The 23222-nt window shown below is 67.3% G+C and carries 25 protein-coding genes; 13 read left to right on the top strand and 12 right to left on the bottom strand.

The genetic code is table 11. The annotated features are described in order from the left end of the window. The first annotated feature begins 78 nt into the window (after positions 1-78). The 5 genes from GTK09_RS03695 (at position 79) to GTK09_RS03675 (ending at position 5245) form a co-directional block, all read left to right on the top strand. Positions 79-1536 (top strand): form I ribulose bisphosphate carboxylase large subunit, encoded by a 1458-nt coding sequence (locus GTK09_RS03695; protein WP_163461145.1) that lies wholly within the window; start codon positions 79-81, stop codon positions 1534-1536. Between the two features lie 99 nt (positions 1537-1635). Beyond that, positions 1636-2058, top strand: a complete 423-nt coding sequence (locus GTK09_RS03690) for a ribulose bisphosphate carboxylase small subunit (RefSeq protein ID WP_163461144.1) — start codon at positions 1636-1638, stop codon at positions 2056-2058. A 103-nt stretch (positions 2059-2161) separates the two neighbouring features. Next, complete coding sequence (gene cbbX, locus GTK09_RS03685) at positions 2162-3235, top strand: CbbX protein (protein ID WP_163461143.1); 1074 nt, start codon at positions 2162-2164, stop codon at positions 3233-3235. A gap of 11 nt (positions 3236-3246) precedes the next feature. After that, a complete protein-coding gene (rpe, locus tag GTK09_RS03680; RefSeq protein WP_163461423.1) occupies positions 3247-3933 on the top strand; it encodes a ribulose-phosphate 3-epimerase in 687 nt (228 codons plus the stop codon). Positions 3934-4105: 172 nt separating this feature from the next. Continuing rightward, positions 4106-5245 (top strand): endonuclease/exonuclease/phosphatase family protein, encoded by a 1140-nt coding sequence (locus GTK09_RS03675; RefSeq protein ID WP_163461142.1) that lies wholly within the window; start codon positions 4106-4108, stop codon positions 5243-5245. 88 nt (positions 5246-5333) lie between these two features. Here GTK09_RS03675 and GTK09_RS03670 read toward each other — a convergent pair whose 3' ends face one another. After that, positions 5334-5555 (bottom strand): DUF3072 domain-containing protein, encoded by a 222-nt coding sequence (locus GTK09_RS03670; RefSeq protein ID WP_163461141.1) that lies wholly within the window; start codon positions 5553-5555, stop codon positions 5334-5336. Between the two features lie 190 nt (positions 5556-5745). Here GTK09_RS03670 and GTK09_RS03665 point away from each other — a divergent pair, with 190 nt between their 5' ends. Then, entirely contained in the window at positions 5746-6099 is a 354-nt protein-coding gene (locus GTK09_RS03665) for a hypothetical protein (RefSeq protein ID WP_163461140.1), read from the top strand. 54 nt (positions 6100-6153) lie between these two features. Here the strand turns inward: GTK09_RS03665 and GTK09_RS03660 are convergent, their stop codons facing one another. From GTK09_RS03660 to GTK09_RS03640, 5 genes are all read right to left on the bottom strand, one after another. Then, positions 6154-6591 carry an EVE domain-containing protein gene (locus tag GTK09_RS03660; protein WP_163461139.1) on the bottom strand — a complete coding sequence of 146 codons (438 nt, stop codon included), beginning with the start codon at positions 6589-6591 and terminating at the stop codon, positions 6154-6156. Between the two features lies 1 nt (position 6592). Next, positions 6593-6883: a YciI-like protein gene (locus GTK09_RS03655; protein WP_163461138.1), complete on the bottom strand. Its 291-nt coding sequence runs from the start codon at positions 6881-6883 to the stop codon at positions 6593-6595. 94 nt (positions 6884-6977) lie between these two features. After that, positions 6978-7958 carry an NAD(P)H-dependent glycerol-3-phosphate dehydrogenase gene (locus GTK09_RS03650; protein WP_163461137.1) on the bottom strand — a complete coding sequence of 327 codons (981 nt, stop codon included), beginning with the start codon at positions 7956-7958 and terminating at the stop codon, positions 6978-6980. After that, on the bottom strand, positions 7955-9031 hold the full coding sequence (gene tsaD / locus GTK09_RS03645; RefSeq protein ID WP_163461421.1) for a tRNA (adenosine(37)-N6)-threonylcarbamoyltransferase complex transferase subunit TsaD: 1077 nt from the start codon (positions 9029-9031) through the stop codon (positions 7955-7957). The genes GTK09_RS03650 and tsaD overlap by 4 nt, the downstream gene beginning before the upstream one ends. A 240-nt stretch (positions 9032-9271) precedes the next feature. Beyond that, a complete protein-coding gene (locus GTK09_RS03640; RefSeq protein WP_203560875.1) occupies positions 9272-9904 on the bottom strand; it encodes a hypothetical protein in 633 nt (210 codons plus the stop codon). A gap of 204 nt (positions 9905-10108) precedes the next feature. Between GTK09_RS03640 and hemC the strand changes: the two genes are divergently transcribed. Next, positions 10109-11047 (top strand): hydroxymethylbilane synthase, encoded by a 939-nt coding sequence (gene hemC / locus GTK09_RS03635; protein WP_163461136.1) that lies wholly within the window; start codon positions 10109-10111, stop codon positions 11045-11047. An 11-nt stretch (positions 11048-11058) separates the two neighbouring features. Next, positions 11059-11769: a uroporphyrinogen-III synthase gene (locus GTK09_RS03630; protein WP_163461135.1), complete on the top strand. Its 711-nt coding sequence runs from the start codon at positions 11059-11061 to the stop codon at positions 11767-11769. Between the two features lie 329 nt (positions 11770-12098). Here GTK09_RS03630 and GTK09_RS03625 read toward each other — a convergent pair whose 3' ends face one another. Continuing rightward, positions 12099-12551 (bottom strand): hypothetical protein, encoded by a 453-nt coding sequence (locus tag GTK09_RS03625; RefSeq protein WP_163461134.1) that lies wholly within the window; start codon positions 12549-12551, stop codon positions 12099-12101. A 163-nt stretch (positions 12552-12714) separates the two neighbouring features. Between GTK09_RS03625 and GTK09_RS03620 the strand changes: the two genes are divergently transcribed. From GTK09_RS03620 to GTK09_RS03605, 4 genes are all read left to right on the top strand, one after another. Next, entirely contained in the window at positions 12715-13914 is a 1200-nt protein-coding gene (locus tag GTK09_RS03620; protein WP_163461133.1) for a COG4223 family protein, read from the top strand. Between the two features lie 15 nt (positions 13915-13929). After that, positions 13930-15531, top strand: coding sequence for a heme biosynthesis protein HemY (locus GTK09_RS03615; RefSeq protein ID WP_163461132.1), 1602 nt, complete (start codon positions 13930-13932; stop codon positions 15529-15531). An 81-nt stretch (positions 15532-15612) separates the two neighbouring features. Beyond that, positions 15613-16074, top strand: coding sequence for a tellurite resistance TerB family protein (locus GTK09_RS03610; protein WP_163461131.1), 462 nt, complete (start codon positions 15613-15615; stop codon positions 16072-16074). A gap of 232 nt (positions 16075-16306) precedes the next feature. Next, complete coding sequence (locus GTK09_RS03605; RefSeq protein WP_246217683.1) at positions 16307-17008, top strand: glutamine amidotransferase; 702 nt, start codon at positions 16307-16309, stop codon at positions 17006-17008. Positions 17009-17072: 64 nt separating this feature from the next. On the opposite strand, the gene aroQ is transcribed toward GTK09_RS03605, so the two are convergent. From aroQ to GTK09_RS03590, 3 genes are all read right to left on the bottom strand, one after another. Beyond that, positions 17073-17522 carry a type II 3-dehydroquinate dehydratase gene (gene aroQ, locus GTK09_RS03600; RefSeq protein ID WP_163461129.1) on the bottom strand — a complete coding sequence of 150 codons (450 nt, stop codon included), beginning with the start codon at positions 17520-17522 and terminating at the stop codon, positions 17073-17075. Positions 17523-17634: 112 nt separating this feature from the next. Continuing rightward, positions 17635-18810: a GNAT family N-acetyltransferase gene (locus GTK09_RS03595; protein ID WP_163461128.1), complete on the bottom strand. Its 1176-nt coding sequence runs from the start codon at positions 18808-18810 to the stop codon at positions 17635-17637. A gap of 345 nt (positions 18811-19155) precedes the next feature. Further along, positions 19156-19710, bottom strand: coding sequence for a DUF924 family protein (locus tag GTK09_RS03590; protein ID WP_163461127.1), 555 nt, complete (start codon positions 19708-19710; stop codon positions 19156-19158). A gap of 96 nt (positions 19711-19806) precedes the next feature. Between GTK09_RS03590 and GTK09_RS03585 the strand changes: the two genes are divergently transcribed. Beyond that, positions 19807-20067 carry a sulfurtransferase TusA family protein gene (locus GTK09_RS03585; RefSeq protein ID WP_312869602.1) on the top strand — a complete coding sequence of 87 codons (261 nt, stop codon included), beginning with the start codon at positions 19807-19809 and terminating at the stop codon, positions 20065-20067. Positions 20068-20143: 76 nt separating this feature from the next. Here the strand turns inward: GTK09_RS03585 and GTK09_RS03580 are convergent, their stop codons facing one another. Together GTK09_RS03580 and GTK09_RS03575 are read right to left on the bottom strand one after the other, a co-directional pair. Then, positions 20144-21373: a CobW family GTP-binding protein gene (locus GTK09_RS03580; protein ID WP_163461126.1), complete on the bottom strand. Its 1230-nt coding sequence runs from the start codon at positions 21371-21373 to the stop codon at positions 20144-20146. A 9-nt stretch (positions 21374-21382) separates the two neighbouring features. Then, complete coding sequence (locus GTK09_RS03575; protein ID WP_312869601.1) at positions 21383-23035, bottom strand: D-alanyl-D-alanine carboxypeptidase family protein; 1653 nt, start codon at positions 23033-23035, stop codon at positions 21383-21385. Positions 23036-23222: the final 187 nt, after the last annotated feature.

Below are 23222 nucleotides of genomic sequence, written 5' to 3'. Positions count from 1 at the left end.
TTGTCCGCATTCCGCCAAGAGCGGGCCGTCGGGCGAGCCGGATTTCACCGGCGGAATTCACGCGAAGGAGAAGACGACATGGCCGAAGGATCGCAGACCGTCACCGGCAAGGACCGCTACAAGTCCGGCGTCATGGAATACAAGAAGATGGGCTATTGGGAGCCCGACTACCAGCCGAAGGACACCGACATCATCGCCTGCTTCCGGATCACGCCCCAGGACGGCGTCGATCCGATCGAGGCGGCGGCGGCGGTGGCGGGCGAGAGTTCGACGGCGACCTGGACGGTCGTCTGGACCGACCGGCTGACGGCTGCCGAGAAGTACCGCGCGAAAGCCTACCGGGTCGACAAGGTGCCGAACGCCGAGGGCCAGTATTTCGCCTACATCGCCTACGACCTCGACCTGTTCGAGAACGGCTCTATCGCCAATCTGACGGCCTCGATCATCGGCAACGTCTTCGGCTTCAAGCCGTTGAAGGGCCTTCGCCTCGAAGACATGCGGCTGCCGACGGCCTATGTGAAGACCTTCCAGGGCCCCGCCACCGGCATCGTCGTCGAGCGCGAGCGCCTCGACAAGTTCGGCCGGCCGCTGCTCGGCGCGACGGTGAAGCCCAAGCTCGGGCTCTCGGGCCGCAACTACGGCCGCGTCGTCTACGAGGCGCTGAAGGGCGGGCTCGACTTCACCAAGGACGACGAGAACATCAACTCCCAGCCCTTCATGGATTGGCGCGAACGGTTCCTCTACTGCATGGAGGCGGTAAACAAGGCCCAGGCCGCCACCGGCGAGATCAAGGGCACCTATCTCAACGTCACCGCAGCGACGATGGAAGACATGTACGAGCGGGCGGAGTTCGCCGCCGAGCTCGGGTCCAACATCGTGATGATCGACCTCGTCATCGGCTGGACGGCGATGCAGTCCATGGCCAAGTGGGCGCGCCGCAAGAACATGATCCTGCATCTCCATCGGGCGGGCCATTCCACCTATACCCGCCAGAAGACCCACGGCGTCTCCTTCCGCGTCATCGCCAAATGGGCGCGGCTCGCCGGCGTCGACCACATCCATGCCGGCACGGTGGTCGGCAAGCTGGAAGGCGATCCGGCGACGACCAGGGGCTACTACGACATCTGCCGCAACGAGTTCACCGAGCAGCGGCTGGAAAACGGCATCTTTTTCGACCAGCCCTGGGCCTCGCTCAACAAGATGATGCCGGTGGCCTCCGGCGGCATCCATGCCGGCCAGATGCACCAGCTCATCGACCTCCTCGGCGAGGACGTCGTCCTGCAGTTCGGCGGCGGCACGATCGGCCATCCCATGGGCATCGCCGCCGGCGCGACGGCCAACCGCGTGGCGCTGGAATGCATGATCCTCGCCCGCAACGAGGGCCGCGACATCGTCCGCGAGGGGCCGGACATCCTCAACGAGGCGGCCAAGACCTGCTCGCCGCTGAAGGCCGCCCTCGATACCTGGAAGGACGTCACCTTCAACTACACCTCGACCGACTCTCCGGACTACGCGGTGACGGCCACGGCTGCCTGAGCCGTGGCGTGAGGGCTGGGGCGGGTTTTTCCTCCCAAGGGCCGCCCCAGCCGCTTCACGCCAGTCCCGTCGCCTGAACCCATCAGAGGAGCCAATACCATGCGCATGACACAAGGAACGTTCTCATTCCTGCCCGATCTCACCGACGAGCAGATCACCAAGCAGATCCAGTACTGCCTCGACAACGGCTGGGCGGTGAATCTCGAATACACCGACGATCCGCATCCCCGGAACACCTACTGGGACATGTGGGGCCACCCGATGTTCGACATCGCCGATGCCGCCGGCGTCATGATGGAGCTGCAGAGCTGCCGCAAGGCTTTCGGCGACCGCTACATCCGCCTGTCGGCCTTCGATTCCACCCATGGCTGGGAGTCGGTGAAGATCTCCTTCATCGTCAACCGGCCGAAGGAGGAGCCCGGCTATCGCCTCCGCCGCCAGGAGGGCAACGGCCGCAACATGCGCTACACGACAGAGCCCTACGCCGACGCCAAGCCGGAAGGCGAGCGCTACGGGGTGTGAGGGGCAGGCCTTCGCCCGTCCCTTTGACGTCGGCGCCGAGGGGGTGGTCGCGGGCGCGACGTCATTCCCGATTCCCGAGCATTCATCCAACGGGAGGTCATAGATGAGCTACCTCGACCAGTTGAACAAGGGTGGCAAACCGGACGGGGCCGCCGCCAAGCCGGCTCCAGTCGCAGCCACGCCTGAGGACGCAGCGGAAACGGCCGCCCCCGAGCCCCCTATCACCACCGTCGACCTCAAGCGCGAATACGAGGACGCCGGCGTCCGCGACGTGCTGGAGGAACTCGACCGCGAGCTAATCGGCCTCAAGCCGGTGAAGAAGCGCATCCGCGAGACGGCGGCGCTGCTGCTGGTCGAGCGGGCGCGCCGGCGGCTCGGCCTCGCCCATGAGACGCCGACGCTGCACATGAGCTTCACCGGCAATCCCGGCACCGGCAAGACGACGGTCGCCCTGAAGATGGCGAACCTCCTCCACCGGCTCGGCTATATCCGCAAGGGCCATCTGGTCTCGGTCACGCGGGACGATCTCGTCGGCCAGTATATCGGCCACACCGCGCCGAAGACCAAGGACATCCTGAAGAAGGCGATGGGCGGGGTCCTGTTCATCGACGAGGCCTATTATCTCTACCGGCCCGAGAACGAACGGGACTACGGCCAGGAGGCGATCGAGATTCTCCTGCAGGTCATGGAGAACCAGCGCGACGACCTCGTCGTCATCCTCGCCGGCTATGCCGACCGGATGGACAAGTTCTTCGAATCGAACCCGGGCTTTCGCTCGCGCATCGCCCACCACATCGATTTTCCCGACTACTCCAACGACGAGCTGCACCGGATCGCCGTCGGCATGCTGGAGCGGCAGAACTATCATCTCACCGACGAGGCGGCGACGATCCTCGCGAGCTATATCGAGCAACGGCGCGGCCAGCCGCATTTCGCCAATGCCCGCTCGATCCGCAATGCGCTCGACCGGGCGCGGCTGAGGCAGGCAAACCGGCTGTTCGAACAAGACGCCGGCCCGCTCGATGCGGCGGCCCTGTCGGAGATCGCAGCCGAGGACATTGCGGCGAGCCGAGTGTTCCTGCAAAAGCCCGGACACAACGCCGAACCCGTCCACCCCGAGACGGCTGCCCGCGAAACGGGGCCCCGCGAATTGGGGGAAGAGGAGAGACACCCATGAGCCGCCCGCCCATGACACGCCCGATCGTCATCGCCCCATCGATCCTGTCGTCGGATTTCTCCCGCCTCGGCGAGGAGGTCGCCGCGGTCGACCGGATGGGTGCGGACTGGATCCATCTGGACGTGATGGACGGCCATTTCGTGCCGAACATCACCTTCGGCCCGCCGATCGTCAAAGCGATCCGCGCGTCGTCGGCGAAGGTGTTCGACTGCCATCTGATGATCGCTCCCTGCGACCCCTACATCGAGGCCTTCGCCGATGCCGGCTGCGACATCATCACCGTCCATGCCGAGGCGACGACGCACCTCGACCGCTCGCTCCAGGCGATCAAGGCGACGGGCAGACGAGCCGGCGTCGCGCTCAACCCGTCGACGCCCGAAAGCGTCATCCAATACGTCCTCGACCGGCTCGATCTGGTTTTGCTCATGACCGTCAATCCGGGTTTCGGCGGCCAGGCTTTCATTCCCTCGGTCGTGGACAAGATCCGGCGGGTCAAGGCAATGATCGGCGACCGGCCGATCGACATCGAGGTCGATGGCGGCGTGACGCCGGAGACGGCGCCGCTGGTGGTCGCGGCTGGGGCGAATGCCCTCGTCGCTGGCTCGGCGGTGTTCAAAGGCGGCACGCCGGAGCACTACGAGCGGAACATGGCCGCGATCCGCGACGCGGCCGAGGGCGCTGTGGCGAAGGCGGACTGAGCGGGCCGCGCCGCGGCGTGTCTCTGAAAGGAAGCATGGTCGCCTTGAAATGAAGGCGCGTGTGGCGGCCGATTTGTGGAAATAAATGCGGGGGGCAGCCGAACACGCACCCGTGTCATCACAGGTTGTTATTCTTGCGCTATGTTGCCCGGACGTGTTTCGGAGGCCCGTCATGCGCATTGCCAGCTACAACGTTGAAAATCTCTTCGACCGCGCGAAGGTCTTCAACGACGACGCGAGAGGCGCCCATCAGGACGTCATTGACGCCTATGCCGAAATCTCCAAGCTGTTCGAGAAAGTGGAATACTCCGCGGCCGACAAAGCGCGGATGCTGGAACTGCTCGCCACGCTCGATCTGTTGAAGGATGACGACGGCCAATTCGCCCTGTTGCGCCAGATCCGCGGCCAGCTGATCCGCCGTCCGCGCGATCGGGAGAAGCCGAAGGAGATCGTCGCCGAGGGACGCGGCGATTGGGTTGGCTGGGTGGAGCTGAAGACCGAAGCCGTCGATGAAACGGCGATGGTTCTGACCGGCCGGGTGATTTTCGACGTCTCGGCGGACGTCATCGGCGTGGTCGAGGCGGAAAGCCGACCGGTGCTGACGATGTTCCAGGACTTCATGGCCAAGAAGTTCGATCTCGCCCCGCCCTATGCCCATGTCATGCTGATCGACGGCAACGACCAGCGTGGCATCGACGTCGCCATCGGCACCAAGCAGGACTACGACATCGTCTCGATGCGCAGCCATGTCGACGACCTGATGGCAAATGGCGAGCGGGTGTTCAGCCGCGACTGCCCCGAATTTATCGTGCAGACGCCGTCGGGCGCGCGAATCGTCTTTCTCGTCAACCACTTCAAGAGCAAGTTCGGCGGCAACGATCCTTCCTCGCAGGCCAAACGCCGGGCACAGGCCGAGGCCGTGGCGGGAATCTATCGGCGGCTGCAGGGCGAAGGCATGCTAAACGTCGTCGTTCTCGGCGATCTCAACGACACGCCGGACAGCGATGTGCTGGCGCCGCTCTTGGCCGACACCGACCTTGCGGACGTCTCGCGCCACGAACGGTTCACCGACTTCGAGTTCAACGCCAATACCGGCGATCGCGGCATCGGCACGTTCGGAACCGGCCGCGACAAGGACAAGATCGACTACATCCTTCTGTCACCTGCCCTTTTCGCCAAGATCGCAAGAGGTGGGATCTTCCGGAAAGGCGCCTGGACCGCCAGCGGTCGGTGGAAGGTCTACCCCGAACTGACCGCGGAGAAACACGCCGCCTCCGATCACCATCTCATCTGGGTCGACATCGATCTCTGAGCCGGCGACGCGCCAGCCGCCGGCGCCGACGACCTCGGGCTGCCGAGGCTGGCGAAACGCGATTATCGGACGAAAGGGATTTTCAGCGTCAAGCGTCGCTGACGCGCTTGCTCTCGCCCTGCAACAGGTCGATCAGTTTCGACGCGTCGGCCTTGGTCAGGCTCTCGTCGAACGGGTGTCCCGTCTCTTCGCACAGCGTCTTCAGGTAGGAGGCCTGCGCGCCGGTCATCGGCTCGCCGCCCGTCGTCCAGTCGGCCGGGTCCTTTTCGGTGTTCGAGATATCGTCGCTCTTCGGGGTGATGTCGCTCATTGATTGTCTCCGGAACGGATGTGTCGTTCCTCAAATGTTCTGGTGTCTCCTTGGTTCCCGAAGCATGCCTGTCGACCACCGTCGAGATCGGCATTCGCTCGCAACTCGCGTAGCGGTCGAATCTGCCTTTACGTAACTATCAAAGGTTGTATAGTTCTGCTCCTCAGCAACCATAAAGGGAGGAGACGCTATGGCCTATCAATTCGATCAGGGGGCGGTTCAAGCTGCGCTGGACGCGGCGAAACAGGACTTTGCCGAAGGAGACGTTCAGACCCTGGTGCAGCGTGGGATGACCACCCGCAGCACCGAGAGAAGCCTGCTCGCCGAGTGCGTGGCGATCACAGTCCAGGATAACAAGGTCTGCGTCGAACTGCCGTTGGGCCTGGGGACGCACTGCATTCCGATCCCGCTGACCATTCCGAACGGCGAGGCCGGCAGCGCATGCCTGACGATCTGCACGACCTGGGGTCTCCCCACCGGCGTGAAGGTCTCGGTCATCATCGCCGGCATCACCGTCGTCTCGGAAACCTTCGGCAAATGCTGATGTGGCAATGAGCGGGAGGGAGAGCCGCCGAGCGCAAGCCCGGCGGCAAAGTCCTCAGCTCTTCATGACCGTCTTCGGATCGACACCGCCCATTTCGCAGACATGGCGAAACTCGTCCTCCGCCACCGGTTGAACCGACAGCCGGGAGTTGTTGACCAGCACCATGTTCTTCAGCGCGGGCTCGCCCTTGATCCGGTCGAGCGTCACCGGCTCTGGCACATCCATCACCGCCTTGATGTCGACGCACTCCCATTTGGGATCGTCGGCGGACGAATCAGGGTGGATCTCCTTCACCACCTCGACGATGCCGACGACCTCCTTGCCCTCGTTGGAATGGTAGAAGAAACCACGGTCGCCGAGCTTCATTTCGCGCATGAAATTGCGGGCCTGATAATTGCGCACGCCCGTCCATTCTTCCCCGGCCTCGCCCTTCGCCTTCTGCTGCTCCCAGGACCACGTGGCGGGCTCGGACTTGTAGAGCCAGTAGCGCATGTCAGGCGGCGTCCGGGTTCTTGACCGACCAGTTCCAGCGCTTCACCGTCACGCTCTCGAAGAGGCCGGCCTTGGCATAGGGGTCCTCGGCGGCGAGGGCCTTGGCAGCCTCGAGCGACTCCGCATCGATCATGACGAGGCTGCCATTCGGCTTCTCGTCGTCGCCGAGGAAGGGGCCAGCGAATTTCAGCTTCTCACCCAGCGAGTTCAGGAAGTTCAGATGCTCTGGACGATTGTCCAGCCGAACCTGGAGATGATCCGGCTTGTCGGTGCAGAGGACGGCGAACAGCATGGACGTTTCCCGAATGTTGGTCGGCGCCGGCAAGCGGCGGCGACTGGCGGCGAATGCATGGTGAGCGAGGAGCTATCGCGGGATCGTCCGGCTTTCAACCGACTTCGCGCTTCAGCGGCCGCTGCAGAAGGCGCTGGGCCGCCTCGTCCACCGAAAGCTCGCCCGACAAGAGCTCGGCGACCGTCTCGACGATCGGCGCCTCGATGCCGTTCTCTCGGGCCAGTCGTGCCGCGATCGCCGCGGTGAAGACACCCTCGGCGAGCTTCAGGCCGGAAAGATCCTCGCCCCGTCCAAGCGCCGCGCCATAGGCGAAATTGCGCGACTGCGGCGAGGAGCAGGTGAGGATCAGGTCGCCGAGGCCGGACAGGCCCATCAGCGTTTCCGCGCGCCCGCCCAGCGCCTCGCCGAGCCGGCGCAGCTCGACAAAACCGCGTGTCACCAGCGCCGCCTGGGCCGATGCGCCGAGGCTCCGGCCGATGACGACGCCGGCCGCGAGCGCCAGAACGTTCTTCAAGGCACCGCCCGCCTCGACGCCGCGAAGATCGTCGCTGGCATAGCAGCGGAAACTCTCGGTCGACAGACCGCGGGCGAGCGCGTCGGCGGTCTCGCCGTCTTTCGCGGCGACGGTCACAGCCGTCGGCAGGCCGCAGGCGACGTCGCTGGCAAAGCTCGGGCCGGAAAGGATACCGACCGGCCGGTCGGGCAGGACCTCGGCGACGATGTCGGACATGAACCGGCCGGTCCGCCGCTCGATTCCCTTGGCGCAGAGGACGAGCGTCGCATGCGCCGGGAGGTCCTCGGCGAGATCGGCCGCAAGCCCGCCGAGGCTTTGCGCGGGAACCACCAGAAGGACGAGGTCCGCCCCCGCCAATGCTTTGGCGGGGGCGGTCGTGGGGCGGATCGAAGGCGGCAGGGCGATCCCTGGGAGATAGCGCGGGTTCTCGCGGCGCGCCTCGATTGCGGCGATCGTTGCGGCGTCGCGGCCCCACAGGCGCACCGCTTCGCCGCCCCGGGCATAAAGCGCGGCGAGCGCGGTGCCCCAGGCGCCGGCGCCGAGAACGGCGATCGTGCTCATGCCTTGGCTCCCCGTCTGCCATGGCCGACGAGCGGCGCGGATTTTTCGTCGAGCGGCCAGCGCGAGCGCACGGGCGCGTCCAGTCGATCGATCAGCCCCGCCTCGAAGCGCTCCAGCCCGGCATAGGCGATCATCGCCCCATTGTCCGAGCAGAGCTTCAGCGGCGGTGCGACCAACCGGGCACCGGCGGCCTCGCATTCGGTGAGAAGCGCGTCCCGGATCGCCTGGTTGGCGCCGACCCCGCCCGCGACTCCGAGGACGGGATCGGCGAGGCCCGGAAAGGTCTCCCGGAAGCGGATCAGGGCGCGCCGGACGCGGTCGGCGACGGTCTCGGCCGCGGCGCGCTGAAAGCTGGCGCAGAGATCGGCGACGTCTTCGTCGGAAAGCGGCGCATGGGCCTCGGCGACGAGGCGGACTGCCGTCTTCAGTCCGGAAAACGAGAAGTCGAGCCGTGCATCCCCCTTCATCGGCCGGGGCAGGGCGAAGCGCTTCGGATCGCCTCCGGCCGCCATTTTCTCGACGTTCGGCCCGCCTGGCTGGGGCAGCGACAGGAGCTTCGCCGTCTTGTCGAAGGCCTCGCCCAGCGCGTCGTCGATGGTCGAGCCCCAGCGTTCGTAGTCGTCGAGCGCCCGGACCAGCAGGATCTGGCTGTGGCCGCCGGAAACCAGCAGCAGCAGATAGGGGTAGGCGACGCCGTCCGACAGGCGCGGCGACAGGGCGTGGCCCTCGAGATGATTGATCGCGAGGAAGGGCAGACCCCGTGCGGCGGCGATCGCTTTACCGGTCATCGCCCCGACGAGCAGCCCGCCGACGAGGCCGGGCCCGACCGTCGCGGCGACGGCGTCGATGTCGGCGAGCGTCACCTCGGCCTCGATCAGCGCGGCGCGCACGATGCCGTCGATGGCTTCGACATGGGCTCGTGCCGCGATCTCCGGCACGACGCCGCCGAAGGCCGCGTGTTCCTCGATCTGCGACAGGACGACGTTGGACAGGATCTCCGCCCCGCCCGCCGGCGTACGCCGGACCACGGCGGCGGCGGTCTCGTCACAGCTCGTCTCGATGCCGAGAACCACGGCGTTATCGCCGGCGAGAGCCTTGCCGGGCTTCGGTATCGTTTCGCTCGAAGACGGTAACGTTTCGGTCGAAGACAAGGGGCGCCCGTTCGCTGGCTGAGGCAACTCGCCTCAGATAGGCGAAAGCGCTTCCCGATGCCAACCAGGAAGATCGGCGCCAGGCTCCGCGCGGCGATGACGCCGGCCGGGACCGGAGCCCCGGCCGGCCGGCTGAATGCGTCGATCCGATCGCGCAGACGATCACATCGGCGGGACGACGCCCTGGTTGCCGACGACGACGAAGGCGGTGGAGATCGATCCGTCGGATGCCTTCTGCGCCGGCACGAAGACCGGGGCGCCGGGTTCGAGGTCGGCTTTCGTCGCTTCGGCAAAGGTGACGATCGGGATGCCCTCCGGCAGCGACACGGTCTTTTCGCCGGACGGGTAGGTCAAGGTGAGCTCGCGGCCGTCGGCATTCTCGACCTTGTTGGAGACTGTGGCGTTCGTCATCGTGGAATCCGGCTCGAGATCCCAAGGATAGCTGCCCTCGCCAGTGCCGGCCATGGCTTTGGGAAAGATCAGAACCTCGACGGCGTCGGCGCCGCCGCTGGAGCCGGGAACGGAGGCGACACCGACGAAGTCGCCTTCCTTGATGTCGGCGACCGAGGCCTTGGCGATGCCGGTGATCCGGTAGCCGGGTGCGAGCGTGATCGCGACGCTGTCTCCCTCCCGTGACTTGACCGTCAGGGTCGTGTCCTCGAGGGACTCGATCGTGCCCCGAACGCGTTCCGGTTGGCCGGAGGACTGAGCGAATGCCGCGGGAAGAAATGCGGTTGCGGCGCCGAGGCCGAGCACGAAGGCGAGCGTCGTGCGGCGCGCGAGAGACCGTTGCATGATAAGTTATCCAATCGAATGTTGGTGCCCGGCTGCTGTTCGTCTGTCTCGCGGAGGCCGCAACATGAACGCGAAAACGTGATCGGCGTGGCGGCGCCGCGGACGCTCCGTCGAAAAAGGCGGGGCGGGCGGTTCCGGTCCGCGGTGTCGCGATCTAAGTTGCGGCTTCGACGGGAAACGTTTTCAGGGGGCGGACGGCAGGCGATGGCGAGCGACAGGACCATCCGAATCGGGACGCGCGGCAGCCAGTTGGCGCTGGCGCAGGCGAGCGAGGTGCGAGCCCGGCTGATGGCGGCCCACCAGCTGCCGGAAGAAGCCTTCGCGATCGAGGTGATCTCCACCTCAGGCGACCGCATCCTCGACAGACCCTTGTCGGAGGTCGGCGGCAAGGGCCTGTTCACCAAGGAAATCGAACTGGCGCTGATCGAAGACCGGATCGACGTCGCCGTCCATTCTTCCAAGGACATGGCGACCGCGCTGCCCGACGGTCTTGAGATCTCGGCCTTCCTGCCGCGCGAGGACGTCCGCGACGTCTTCATCGGCCGTGCCGCGCCGACCATCGCGGAACTGCCCAAAGGGGCCATCGTCGGGACGGCCTCGCTGCGGCGGCAGGCGATCGTCAAGCGCATGCGGCCGGATCTCGAGGTCGTCATCTTCCGCGGCAACGTCCAGACGCGGCTGCGCAAGCTCGACGAAGGGCAGGCCGACGGCACGCTGCTTGCCATGGCCGGCCTCAACCGGATGGAGATGGCGAACGTCGCGACTGAGATCCTCGCTCCCGAGGTCTTCCCGCCGGCCCCGGGGCAGGGCGCCATCTGCATCGAGAGCCGCCGTGGAGACGAGACGACGAAGGGCCTCGTCGCCGCGATCGCCGATCGCCCGACGACCGTCGCGCTCCTCGCCGAGCGGGCGTTCCTCGCAGAACTCGACGGCTCCTGCCGCACGCCGATCGCCGCCCATGCGACGGTCAACGGCGACGGCATCCTTGTCCTCCACGGCATGATTCTGAAGCCGGACGGTAGCGAGATGCACGAGACCCGCCGCGAGGGGGTTGCCGAGGATGCGGAGCTGATCGGCCGGCTCGCCGGCCGCACGGTGCTCGAAGCCGCCGGGCCCGGCTTCTTCGACGGCTGGGCGAGCTGACGCGAGCGGCCGTGGGACACGCGCGCGTCCTCATCCTGCGCGAGGCGGGCGAAGCGGAGCGGACCGCCCGGCAACTCGCCGAGCGCGGCCATCAGCCGTTGATCCTGCCACTGGAGCGGAGCGTCGAGCTTCCGTCGCCGACCGCGGAGGGTGACGAAGGTGCGGCGGGCTTTGCGCTGACCAGCGCCCGAGCGGTTCCGCCCTTTGCAAGGCGCTTTCCGGGCGACTTGCGGCCCGTCCTCTGTGTCGGCGGCAGGACGGGCGAGGCGGTGAGAGCAGCTGGATTTGCCAATGTCCACGTCGCCGAGGGCGCGGCGGCGGCAATGGGAGGTCTGGCGCTCGCGGCCGGGATCGGCCCGGGCGAGACGCTGCTCTATGCCGCCGGCCGACGGCGGACCGGAACGCTCGAACGCGCGCTCGCAGCCGCCGGCATTCTCTGCCGGATCTGGGAGGTCTACGACGTCGTCCCGGTGGCGTGGTCCGAGGCGATGGTGCGGAGCGTCCTTGTCGGTGGTCCGCCGGATGCCGTGCTCATCCTGTCGGTCGGCCAGGCCGAGGGTTACCGGCGGCTCTATGAAGAGATGCCGCAGCTGTTCGATCCGCAACCCTTGCTGCTGACGTTGTCGGCCCGCATCGCCGCGGCATTGCCGCACGAATTATGCGGGAACGCACATATCGCGGCGGAGCGGAACCTCGCCTCGCTTTTCGAACGCCTCGGCTAACCTACATCACGGTTCAATGTGCACTCGAAGCTTGCGCCATGCGCGCGAATGAAGGACCAATGTGCCAGTGTGCCAGACATGTCGCGCCGAGGGTGATCCCAACCCGCGGCCGCGACCCGCGAGCATGGAGCCGACGCTATGACCAACCGTCCCCGGCGATCTAGACCGACCAAGCCGCGCAGCCAGACGATCGATCTCAAGGCGGAAAAGAAAACGACAGTGAGCGAAGGCGACAAGACGAAGACGGCGGCGACCGCCACGCCCGGCGATGCAGTCAAGCCCGCCGGCGATCCATCGACGCGGGCGCAGCCCGCAGCGGCAGGCCCGGCTCAACCGGCGACGTCGGCACACCCCGCAGCCCCGGCTCCCTCGGCGACGGCGGCCACGGGCGGCGCTCCAGCGAAGAGCGAGACGAGCGAATCGCTCTCGACCGCACCGTCCTCCGTCGGCACCTCCTCGGCGAGGATGCCTGCGACTGGCGGCGTTGCCCCTGCGACGGCGAGCGGTCCGGCCGGAAATGCATCGGCGGTCGGGAGCCCGTCCAAGGCCGGTATCGCCAGCGCTGCCGGCAATCCGGCCAAGATCGCCGCGGCTACGCCGCCGAAGGCGGCGACAGGGCCGTCCCCGGAGCCCGGCAAGCCGAGCGCCGGTGCGGCCGCGGCACCGGCAGGCGCCGCAGGCACGGCCGCCCCCAAGGCCGCGCCTTCGGCCGCCGCAGCTTCGTCCTCGTCTTCCGCTGCATCGAAACCGGCTGCCGCCGCCGCGGCGGGATCTGCTTCCACTTCCGGGACATCCGGCGCGACAACCAGCGGGTCGAAGCCTGCGGATGCCTCGTCCGGTCGGTCATATGCCTCGTCCGGTTCCGCGTCCGGCGCGGCTCGCACCGAAGCCAAGCCGGCATCGCCGCCGCCGCCCAACCGTTCCGGCGGCGTCGGCGTCGGCGGTGTGATCGGCGCTGCCGTCCTCGGCGCGGTGCTGGCCCTCGGCGGTGCCTGGGCCCTGATGGCGAGCGGTGCGCTGCCGGGCCTCGGTGCCGCACCCCAGGCCACCGGCGGCGACTACGCGACCACCGATGCCTTGAACAACGTGAACGAGGAAGTCGCCCGGTTGCGCGAGCAACTCGCCGCCGGCACGTCCGGCGAGGCGGCTCCGGCGGTCGATCTCTCGCCGCTCGAACAGCGGATCGCGACGCTCGAAAACTCAACCGCGGACTTGGCCTCTCTCCAGCAATCGGCCGAGAGCGCCGGCAAGACCGCCGAGGAGGCCAACCAGACCGCGGCGGCCGCGCAGCAGGCCGTCCGAGGCGCGACCGAGGCGAGCGAGCGCGGTTCCCGCGACGCTGCGGACGCGCTGAAGCAGGCATCGGCGGCCAACCAGACCGCCGGTGCGGCCCAGCAGGCGGCGACGAACGCCCAGCAGACGGCCAACACCGCCCAGACGACGGCGCAGTCGGCGCTGGAAACCGCGAACACGGCCGCAACCGACGCGAAATCTGCCAACGAAGCGGCATCCGCGGCGAGCGCCAAGGTCGACGGGGCAGTGACGGATCTCGGACAACGGCTCGCGTCGGTCGAGGAAGCCAACGATCGGGCCGCCACCGCGCTTGCCGCTGCCAACCTGAAATCGGCCATCGATGCCGGCGGGCCTTTCGCCGAACAGCTCGAAACCTTCGCCACGACGGCGGGCGCCGGGCAGGCGACCGAGAGCCTCAGGACCTTCGCCGCCGAGGGGGTTCCCTCGGAGCGCCAGATCGCTCAGCAGTGGCCCGAGGTCGAAAGCAAGATTTCCGCGGCGCTCTCGCCGCCGCGGCCGAATGCGCCGGTGGGCGATCAGTTCATGGCAGGACTGCGGTCGCTGGTGAACGTGCGCTCCTCCGACACGCCGCCGCCGGCCGATCAGAGCGACAGCGCCGTCTTGTCCCGCCTCGACGCGGCGATGCGTGCGGGAGATCTCCAGGGTTTCGTGTCGGAGTGGGACAAGCTTCCCGACAACGCCAAGCAGGCCAGTGCCGATTTCGCCGACAATGTGCGGGCGAGGCTGACGGCCCAGCAGATCGTTTCCTCGACCCTGCAGGAGGCGATCTCGGGTTCCGAGCCGGCCTCGACGGACGCGCCCACCACCGCCGAACCCGCCAACCAGGGCTAGCCCGGGAAAGACTCAATGCTGCGAATTCTCGCCTTTTTCCTCGTCATTCTGGCGCTTTCCCTGGGCTTCGGCTGGCTTGCGGACAATCCCGGTTCGGTCACCTTCGACTGGCAGGGCCAGACGGTCCAGACCAGTCTGATGGTTTTCCTGATCGGGCTCGCCGTCGTCATCGTCGCGGTGATGTTCGTCGTCTGGCTGATCTCGGCCTTCTTCCGCACGCCCCATACGATCAACAGCTACTTCGCGGCGCGGCGCCGCGACAAGGGGTACGCTGCGCTGTCGAGCGGCATCATCGCCGCGGGGGCCGGCGATGCGATCGAGGCACGACGGATGACCAAGCGCAGCCAGAAGCTGCTCGACAAGCGCAAGGAGCCGCTGATCCGCTTCCTCGACGCCCAGACGGCGATGATCGAGGGCGATCACGCCCATGCACGCTCGGTGTTCCAGAGCATGGAGGGCGATTCCGAGACGCGTCTTCTCGCCATGCGCGGCCTCTATCTCGAGGCCGAGCGCGTCGGCGACGAGGATGCCGCCCGCTTCTATGCCGAACGGGCGGTTCGCCTGGCACCGCATGTCCCTTGGGCAGGCGGCGCAGTGCTGGAAGGCAAGTCGCTTGCCGGCGACTGGGACGGTGCGATCCACGTTCTCGAAGCCCAGAAGAACACCCGGCTGATCGATCGCGACGAATCCAAACGCAGCCGCGCCGTGCTTCTGACCGCCAAGGCCATGGAGCATGTCGAGGCGGACCCGAAGACAGCGAAGGCGGCGGCCCTCGAGGCCCACAATCTCGCGCCGGAGCTGGTGCCCGCCGCTCTGGTGGCGGCGCAGGCCTGCATTCGTCTCGGCGATCTGCGCAAGGCGGTGAAGGTGCTGGAGAAGAGCTGGACCTATGGGCCCCATCCGGAGGTCGCCGATGCCTATGTATCGGCGCGCGCGGGTGATTCGGTCGAGGATCGGCTGAAGCGGGCGCGCCATCTGGCGAGCCTTCGGCCGGGCCATGTCGAATCGGCGATCTGCCTGGCCCGGGCGGCGCTCGACGCTCACGACCTCCAACTCGCCCGCAAGTCGGCGCTGGAAGCGGCCGAGATCGAACCGCGCGAAAGCGTCTATCTCCTTCTCGCCGACATCGAGGAAGAGGACACCGGCGAAGTCGGGCGGGTGCGCGAGTGGATGGCCAAGGCGATCCGCGCGCCGCGCGACCCGGCCTGGACGGCCGACGGCGTCGTTTCCGAGCACTGGGCCCCGATATCGCCGGTCACAGGGCATCTCGACGCTTTCGAATGGAAGTCGCCGCCGCATCGGGTGATCTCCGCGCAGGCGCATGTTCTCGACGAAACGAAGGTTGTGGCGACCGAAGCAGCGTCCGCGCCGAAACCGGTCTCGCATTCGGCCGAGGGCGGCGCGACGTCCGAAATCTCGGGCGAAAGCAAATCGGCTGAGAAATCTCGCCCGGCGGGCTCGCAGCCGGAATCGCCTGCGGCGAAATCGGCCGAAGCGCCGAGCAATGGCAGCGCGGCGGCATCGTCGAAAAAGGCGGAAACCGGCAAGCCGGCCCCGACACCAAAGGCCGAATTCGGTCCTAGCAGCCCAGAGCGCAAGGAAGCGCGGTTCGGCTGATTTATTCCCGCGAGATCCTTCGAGGCGGTCGAAGTCGCTTCGAAGGTTCCCGCGAGGGGCTGGCCAAGACGACGAGGACGCATGTTCGAGCAGATCAAAGAGTTCTTCCGCTCGGTTGTCGTCGGCGACGAGAATGGCGGCGACCGCCGCGAGCACGAGGTTCGCGTGGCGAGCGCCGCTCTGCTCTTCCACATCATCGAGGCCGACGGCATCGTCACCGATGAAGAGCGCCAGCGACTGATCGACGTCCTCGGCGGGGAGTTCGGGCTTTCGGTGACGGAGGCCGAGCGCCTGGCGGGGGAGGGCAAGCTGGCGGACCAGCAGTCGGTCGACCTCTACCAGTTCACCTCGGTCCTCAAACGCGAGCTCGGCGAGGACCATCGCATTCGTTTCGTCGAACTCCTGTGGGAGGTGACCTATGCGGACGGGGAGGTGCACGAGCTCGAGGACAATCTCATCTGGCGGATCTCCGAGCTGCTCGGCGTCTCGACCCGCGAGCGCATGCTGATGAAGCACGAGGCGGCCGGTCGCAAGAGCGGATAGGGGCGGAGGATCGACCGCCGCCGAGGCCCGGTCGGCACGCGACTTGCTTTTCTTGCATCGAAGCCCTTTGCGGCGTAGCCGAAGGGTGATGAAAACCGAGCTTTCCGACGCAACGACCGGGTTGCACCATAGAGCCATGGCATTTCACGAGCACTCACCGACCAATGATGCGGCGCCGGCCCCGAACTTGGGGCAGCCGGAATACGTTCTCGACGCGGCGGACACCCGGCCCATGCTGATCGTGCTGCACCAGGAGACGTCGACGCCCGGGAGAGTGGGCCAGGTCCTGCAGCGTCACGACATTCGGCTCGACATCCGCCGGCCGGTGCTCGGCGACGCGCTTCCCGAAACCCTCGACGAGCATCGCGGCGCCATCGTCTTCGGTGGACCGCCGAGCGCCAACGACGCGCACGACTACATCAAGGCGGAGATCGATTGGCTGAAGGTGCCTCTGGCCGAGGAGCGCCCGTTCCTCGGTATCTGCCTCGGGGCCCAGATGCTGGCGAAACACCTCGGGGCCGGCGTCGCCTCCCATCCCGAGGGCTACGCGGAGGTCGGCTACTATCAGCTGCGCGTCACGCCGCACGGACGGCAGGTCCTGCGTCACTGGCCGGAGATGGTCTATCAGTGGCACAGGGAAGGCTTCGATCTGCCGCGGGGCGGCAAGCTTCTGGCCGAGGGCGACTGGTATCCCAACCAGGCGTTTCAGTATGGACCGGCGGCTTATGGTGTCCAGTTTCACGCCGAACTGACGCTCGCGATGATGCATCGCTGGACAACCCGCGGGCATGAGCGGCTGCGCCTGCCGGGAGCGCAGGCGCGCCGAGCCCATTTCGACGGCCGCGGCGTCTACGACGCGCCGATCCTCAGATGGCTGGAAGCATTTCTGGCGCGCAGTTTCGGCCGTCGGGTCACAGCCGGCGAGGCCGGCTGACGGGCGCCACCGTTCCTGCGCCCTCTCGGCATGCCGGAGCGTCCGAGCAAACGATGCCCCGAGCTCAGCCCTTGGCGTTCGCCTCGATGAGTTCGACCGCGCGCAACAACGCGAAATCGTACCCCTTTGTCCCGAAGCCGGCGATCACGCCCTCCGCCCGTCCTGAGACGAAGGAATGGTGGCGGAATTCCTCGCGCTTGTGGATGTTCGAGATGTGGACCTCGAAGACGCAGCCCTCGAAGGCGTTGAGCGCGTCGAGGATCGCGACCGAGGTGTGGCTGAAGGCGCCGGGATTGATCAGGATCGCCTCGGCCGCTTCCCGCGCCTCGTGGATCCAGTCGATGATCTCGTATTCCCGGTTCGACTGGCGGCAACGCAGCGCGTGGCCGCGTTCGTCCGCCGTCCTTTGCAGCCGCGCCTCGACGTCGGCCAGCGTCTCGGTGCCGTAGATCGCCGGCTGCCGCTTTCCGAGCAGATTGAGGTTCGGTCCGTTGATGCAGAAGATCGTTGCCATGACGCGAATTAACTGCCGAGGGGCGGCGAATGCAAGGCCGCCACCGCCTTGCGAGGCGGCGATGGTCACGCGACGGGCAAACGCGTCGACGTCGTTGCCTCAGCCGGTGGCATTAGCGCCGCAGTAGCGTCTCGCTGACCCATTCGCGGGCGATCCGGGTGAGGTTGCGCGACCGACTGCCGCGGGCGATGCCCTTGACGGCCGCCTCCACCGCCTTGTCGCTGCCGGGGCGAAGGCCCACGACGTGGATCGCGATCGGCAGACGCTCGGGCCAGAAGCGGTTCATCACGAGATTGTCGGGCATCGCGCAGGAATCGGCGGCCTTGATCGCCGGATCGGCGATCAAGGCGCGGGTCGTCTCGTCGATGAGTTGCTGGCCCGGCGAGGCTTTGGCGAAGCTTTCGTCATAGGCCATCTTCCAGGCGAAAGCCTGGCCTGCCTGGATGAGGACGACGAGGCTCGCCACCGGCCGTGCCCCGGCGAGCAGCGTATAGATCCGGGCCCGACCGTCGGCTGCGATCTCGTTGACGGACTCGCGCGCGAAGGCGGCGCGGTAGCGGTCGAGCACCATGGCGCTGCGCGCCTTGCCCTTCCAGCCGCTGGCTTCGAGCGAGAGGAATTCCTCGAGCGCCGTTCTGACGGAGGAAGCGTCGCGTGAGACGTGCAAGCTGACCGGCCCGTGAGCCTCCAGCAGGCGACGCTGACGCTGGAGTTCGCGTCGGCGGCGCGGCGAGACCGACGACGACAGATAGTCGGCTGCTTCGCTCTTCACCAGGCCGGCGCGCTCGTAGGCATCGACGGTGGTGAGCGGAAGGCCTGCCGTCCGGGCAGCGTTTCGAAGGGCTGCGGCAAACCGGCCATCGGTGCGGGTCTCCGGCAGGACGAGAACGCCCGGCAGACCTGCGCCGGCCTCCACGAGCATTTCGAAGAAGCCCAGCAGCGTCTCTTCCGGGTCGTCGCCGTCGAGCGGCAAAGTGCCCAGTCGGCCGAACGGATGGACCCAGGCCCTGATCGTCGAAACGCCCCGCACCGGGGACGTCCGCTCGATGGTGTAGGGCATCAGCAGACGCAGCCTGCTGCGCGCCGATCCTTCGTCGCGAAGCACCATCAGGCGAACGTTTCGGTCGTCGAGCCGGGGCATGGCCGGCACGAAGAATCGCGGATCGAAGAAGACGTTCGGCTCGATCGATCGACGCGACAGATGCTGCAGTTCCTCGATCAGCCCGAAGGCCTGCTCGGGACGATAGATCGTGAAGCGTCGCGTGCCGCCGCTTCGCGCCACTGCCACGTCGAACTCCGTTGGCAACGCGCGTTCGCTCCGCCGCTCCTTCGAGCGAGGGGTGCGCGAGTCCGTCACCTCCGCTTCGCGGGCGGAAGCGGCGCCCAGGGACGGATCGGATGGCAGTTCATCGAACCCGATGGGAGTGCGCTCCATACTCGGCATATTCGCAAACACGCTCGTTGAGACGCCGTCGTCGGTGTCACCTGCCGTCAGCTTCGCAGAGAGTTTTTAACAATTCGTCGTAGATCCCACGACGGACGTATCGTCGCGCCTGCCAAGGCATACCTCAGCATTCCGGCGACAGAAGCGACTGTCCGGCTCTCCCGGGTCGCCGGGCTGCGGAAAGGACGCTCAGCCGGCAAAGCCGCCCTGATCGAGATAGGCCTCTTCCGCTTCGGTGGGCTCGCGACCGAGAATCGGATTTCGATGGGGAAAGCGGCCGAACTTGGCGATGATATCGCGGTGCTCCTCGGCAAATCGGACATTGCTCTCATCGCCGATTCGTTCCATCCAGGCGACGCACTCCTCCTGATCGGCATGGGCCTCGGAATGCATGAAAGGCATCGCCAGGAACTGGTTCACGTCCTCCGCCACGACTTCGTGATCGCCGCGCTCCAGTGCGATCCGGGCGATCGCCAGGGCCTTGCCGTCGGTCGCAAAGGCAAGCGGACTATTGCGAAACATGTTGCGCGGAAACTGATCGAGAAGGATGATCAGGGCGAGGGCGCCATTGGCGTTCTCGGCCCAATGGTCGAGTTCGCCCCGCGCCGCCATCTCGTAGAGGTCGCCGTAGCGCTGTCTGATCGTCTCGTCGAAGGTTTCGTCCTTGCCGAACCAACGTTGCGGGCCCGCCTCGCGCCAGAAGTCGACGATCGTCTGGGGGTCGGCAGAAGATGAGTGCGGCATGGTCGGGACTCTCCGGCGAAAACGACGGGTCCGGCTCCGGCGGACCCAAGCGGCACAGATAGGAATGCGTGGGCGGGCGTCACAGTGGATGATGTGGTGAAAAGCGCAACGGGCGACAGGACGGAGACGGCCGTCGAGATCGACCTCAGAGGCCTGCGATGCCCAATGCCCGTGCTCCGGACGCAAAAGCGCCTGAAGATGATGCAGAGCGGCGATCGGCTGCGCGTTCTGGCAGACGATCCGCTGGCGGCGCTCGACATCGCCAATCTCTGCCGCCAGGAGGGGCACAGGCTGGTCGAAAGCCGCCGGGTGGAGGCCGCCACCTGCTTCGAGATCGTCGTCGGCGGAACGGACTGATTCCGGACGGGCGGTCGCCTCGGCGCCCTTGCCTGATGCTGTGGAGATCGCCGTTTGCGCGATGCCGGTGTTTCCTTCAACGCTGGAAGGCGACACCGGGAATGGCGAGGGGATTGGCCTCGACCGCCGTCCGGTCCGCGGCATCGGGAGCGATCCCGCCGGTGAAGGCCGAGAACAGGTCGCGCGCATAGCGCTCGTCGAGACCCTGGCCGATCAGGACGATGCGCGTCATCGGCGGCGTCTGCCCCGGCCATCCCGGCAGCTGCGTCGGCGGATGCATGAAACCCTGAACACCATGGAGGACCAAGGGGCGGCCGGGACTCTCGGCAAGGAGCACGACGCCCTTCATCCTGAGAATGCGTTTGCCGGCCGTCTCGGACAGGATCTGCAGGAAGCCGGCGATGGCGTCGAAGGGAACCGGCCGATCGGTCTCGAGCGAGAACGACCGGATGCCGTCGCGGCGATGCTCGTGATCGTGCCGACGGTCGTGGTCGTGGTCGTGGTCGTGGTGATCGCCATGGTCATGGCCGGCGTGAGCGTGGTTCCCGTGGTGATGGCTCGCGCCATCCTCGCCGCCTCGCCGACCCGGGGAAGAGGCGTCGACATGTGCGTCCCCGGTCTCGCCGAGCCAGGCGGAGACGCCTTCGCCCCGCGACAGCGCATCGGAAAGCCCGCAGCCGACGAGAATGCCCTCGGCCCCTTCGATCGCCGCCGCATCGACGATCTTTGCCCGCGGGTTCACCCGCCCGACGGCACGGCGCGTCGCCGCCAGGCTCTCGGGGGAGGCGAGGTCGGACTTCGTCAGGACGATGCGATCGGCGACGGCCACCTGCCGCCGGCTGTCCTCATGCTCGGCGAGCGTCCCGGCACCATTGGCCGCGTCGACCACCGTGACGACGCCGTCCAGCGCATAGGCCTGCGACAGCACCGGGTGGGACATCAGCGCCGCGAGGATCGGGCCGGGATCGGCGAGCCCCGTCGTCTCGACCACGACCCGCTTCGGCAGCGCATGATCGAGGTCCGCCCCCGTCCCCTCGGCAAGTTCGACCAGCGTGTCGACGAGTTCGCCGCGCACCGTGCAGCAGAGGCAGCCGTTCGACAGCGAGATCACGCCGTTGCTGGAAACCGCCTCGATCAGCAGCGGATCGATCGCCGCCTCGCCGAACTCGTTGACGACGACGGCGGCATCGGCCAGAGCCGGATCGCCGATCAGGCGGTTGAGGAGGGTCGTTTTGCCTGCCCCGAGGAAGCCGGTCAGGAGGGTGAGCTTCACGGGCGGACGAACCGTCGAGTCGGATCGGGTCATCGCGCCACCTCAGTTCGTCGCATGGTCGGGCGATGTCTCGCGTTGGCCAAATGCGGCGGGCCGAAGGTCGAAGCGGGCCGCGCTGTCGAGGCGCGGACCGCGCTTGGCCATCGGGCTGCGGACGCCGAGCGGAAACCGCAGACGGCTCTCGCCGCCGCTGTAGGAATTGACGGCCGCGGGCTTTTCGGCCGGCCCGTCGGCGGTCGGCAATGGCTGTTCGCGCGAAGGCGTCGCGGCCGTCCCGGCATCCACGGCCGGCTCGGCGCTCTCCTTCGATGGGTTCGGCATCGAAGGGCCCGGCTCAGGCGTCTCGGCGTTCTCGACGCTTTCGACCACGGGCGGCGTCGGGCGCGGTGTCGGGATCGGAATGCCGAAATTGGCGATGATCGAGACGCCCGGTGCGACGAGATCGTTGCCGCTGGCGCCGCCGAGGCCGACCTTCACCGTCACCGGCGGCCGCTTCATCTCGGTGAGGTAGGGCGAGCCGAACATCTCCTCGCGGTCGCTTTCCTCGACGCGCTCGTTGGCCCGCGCCGTGCGGCCGACCTGGGAGCAGATGTAGTCCGAGACGTCGAGCGGCTCGCCGGACGAGACCGGCAGGTCCTCGACCGTCACGTCCTTGGTGGCGGGATCGGTCTCGAAACCGGCCTGGAGGATCGCCGCCGACAGGCGCTCGCGCTCGATCGTGCCGTTGGCGCCGAGGACGACGGCGACGAGCGTGCGGCCGTCCCGTGTCGCCGAGGAGACGAGGTTGAAGCCCGAGGCGCAGATATAGCCGGTCTTCATGCCGTCGGCTCCCGCGAAGCGGCCGAGCAGCTTGTTGCCGTTCTTCATAAGGGCCTTGCCGTTGGTGATCGCCTCGACGTCGAAATAGCCGGAAAAGGCGGGAAATTCGCGGCGGATCTGGACGGCCAGAATGGCGAGATCCTTGGCGCTCGAATGCTGCCCCTCGCCGGGCAGGCCGTTCGGGTTGATGAACCGGGTGTCCTTCATGCCGAGCCGTTCCGCCGCGGCATTCATCATCGCGACGAAGCCTTCTTCCGATTCGCCGGCGAGACTCTGGCCGATCGCCATGGCGATGTCGTTTGCCGACTTCACCAGCATCATCTTCAACGCATTGTCGAGGCGGATGACCGAGCCGGCGGGATAACCCATCTTGCTCGGCGCCTGGGCGGCCGCGAGGCGGGTCACGATGACCGGCGAATCCAGCTGGACGTCGCCGTCGCGTAGCGCCTTCAGTGCCAGATAGGCCGTCATGAGCTTGGTGGTCGAGGCCGGATAGCGCCGCTCGGTGGCGTTCAACTGGGACAGAACCTTGCCGGTGGCGACGTCGACGACGATGCTCGACATGGGCTCCGCGGCGGGCTTTGCCTCAGCCGCCGGCACGGGCGTCTCGGCCGCCTCGGCATCCGCGTCCGCCTCCGCCGGCGGGGCCGGAGCCGCGGCTTCGCCCGGTTCCGCCGGAGCCGGCGCGCTTTCGGCCGCAGGCTTGCTCGCAGGCGCCGCCTCGCCTTTTGCGGCCGCCTCGCCGGAGGGTTTCGGTGTCGGCACGACGGCCGCCGCCGCCGGCGCCCTGGCAGAAGCCGGAGCGGCGATGCATGCGACCGAGAGGGCAAGGGCCGCGCCGCAGAACAGACGCTGCAAGAGGGGCAGACTCACCACGCATTTCTCCTGTGCTCGTCCTCGTCGACGCAACTTAGCCGGTGCCGGGTCTGTTGACAGGCCGCCGCCTGCGTGTCGCACTGCGAAAGACCGGCCGGCTGCGTCGCGCCGTCCAGGGCGGTCCGGGCCTCGCGCATTGCGAACGGCACGGGGCCGCCCCGTGCGTCGGCCCGTCCGCCGCGCACAC

Source organism: Jiella pacifica (genome assembly GCF_010500815.1).
GTDB lineage: Bacteria > Pseudomonadota > Alphaproteobacteria > Rhizobiales > Rhizobiaceae > Jiella > Jiella pacifica.
This window is presented reverse-complemented; position numbering and strand designations above follow the sequence as displayed.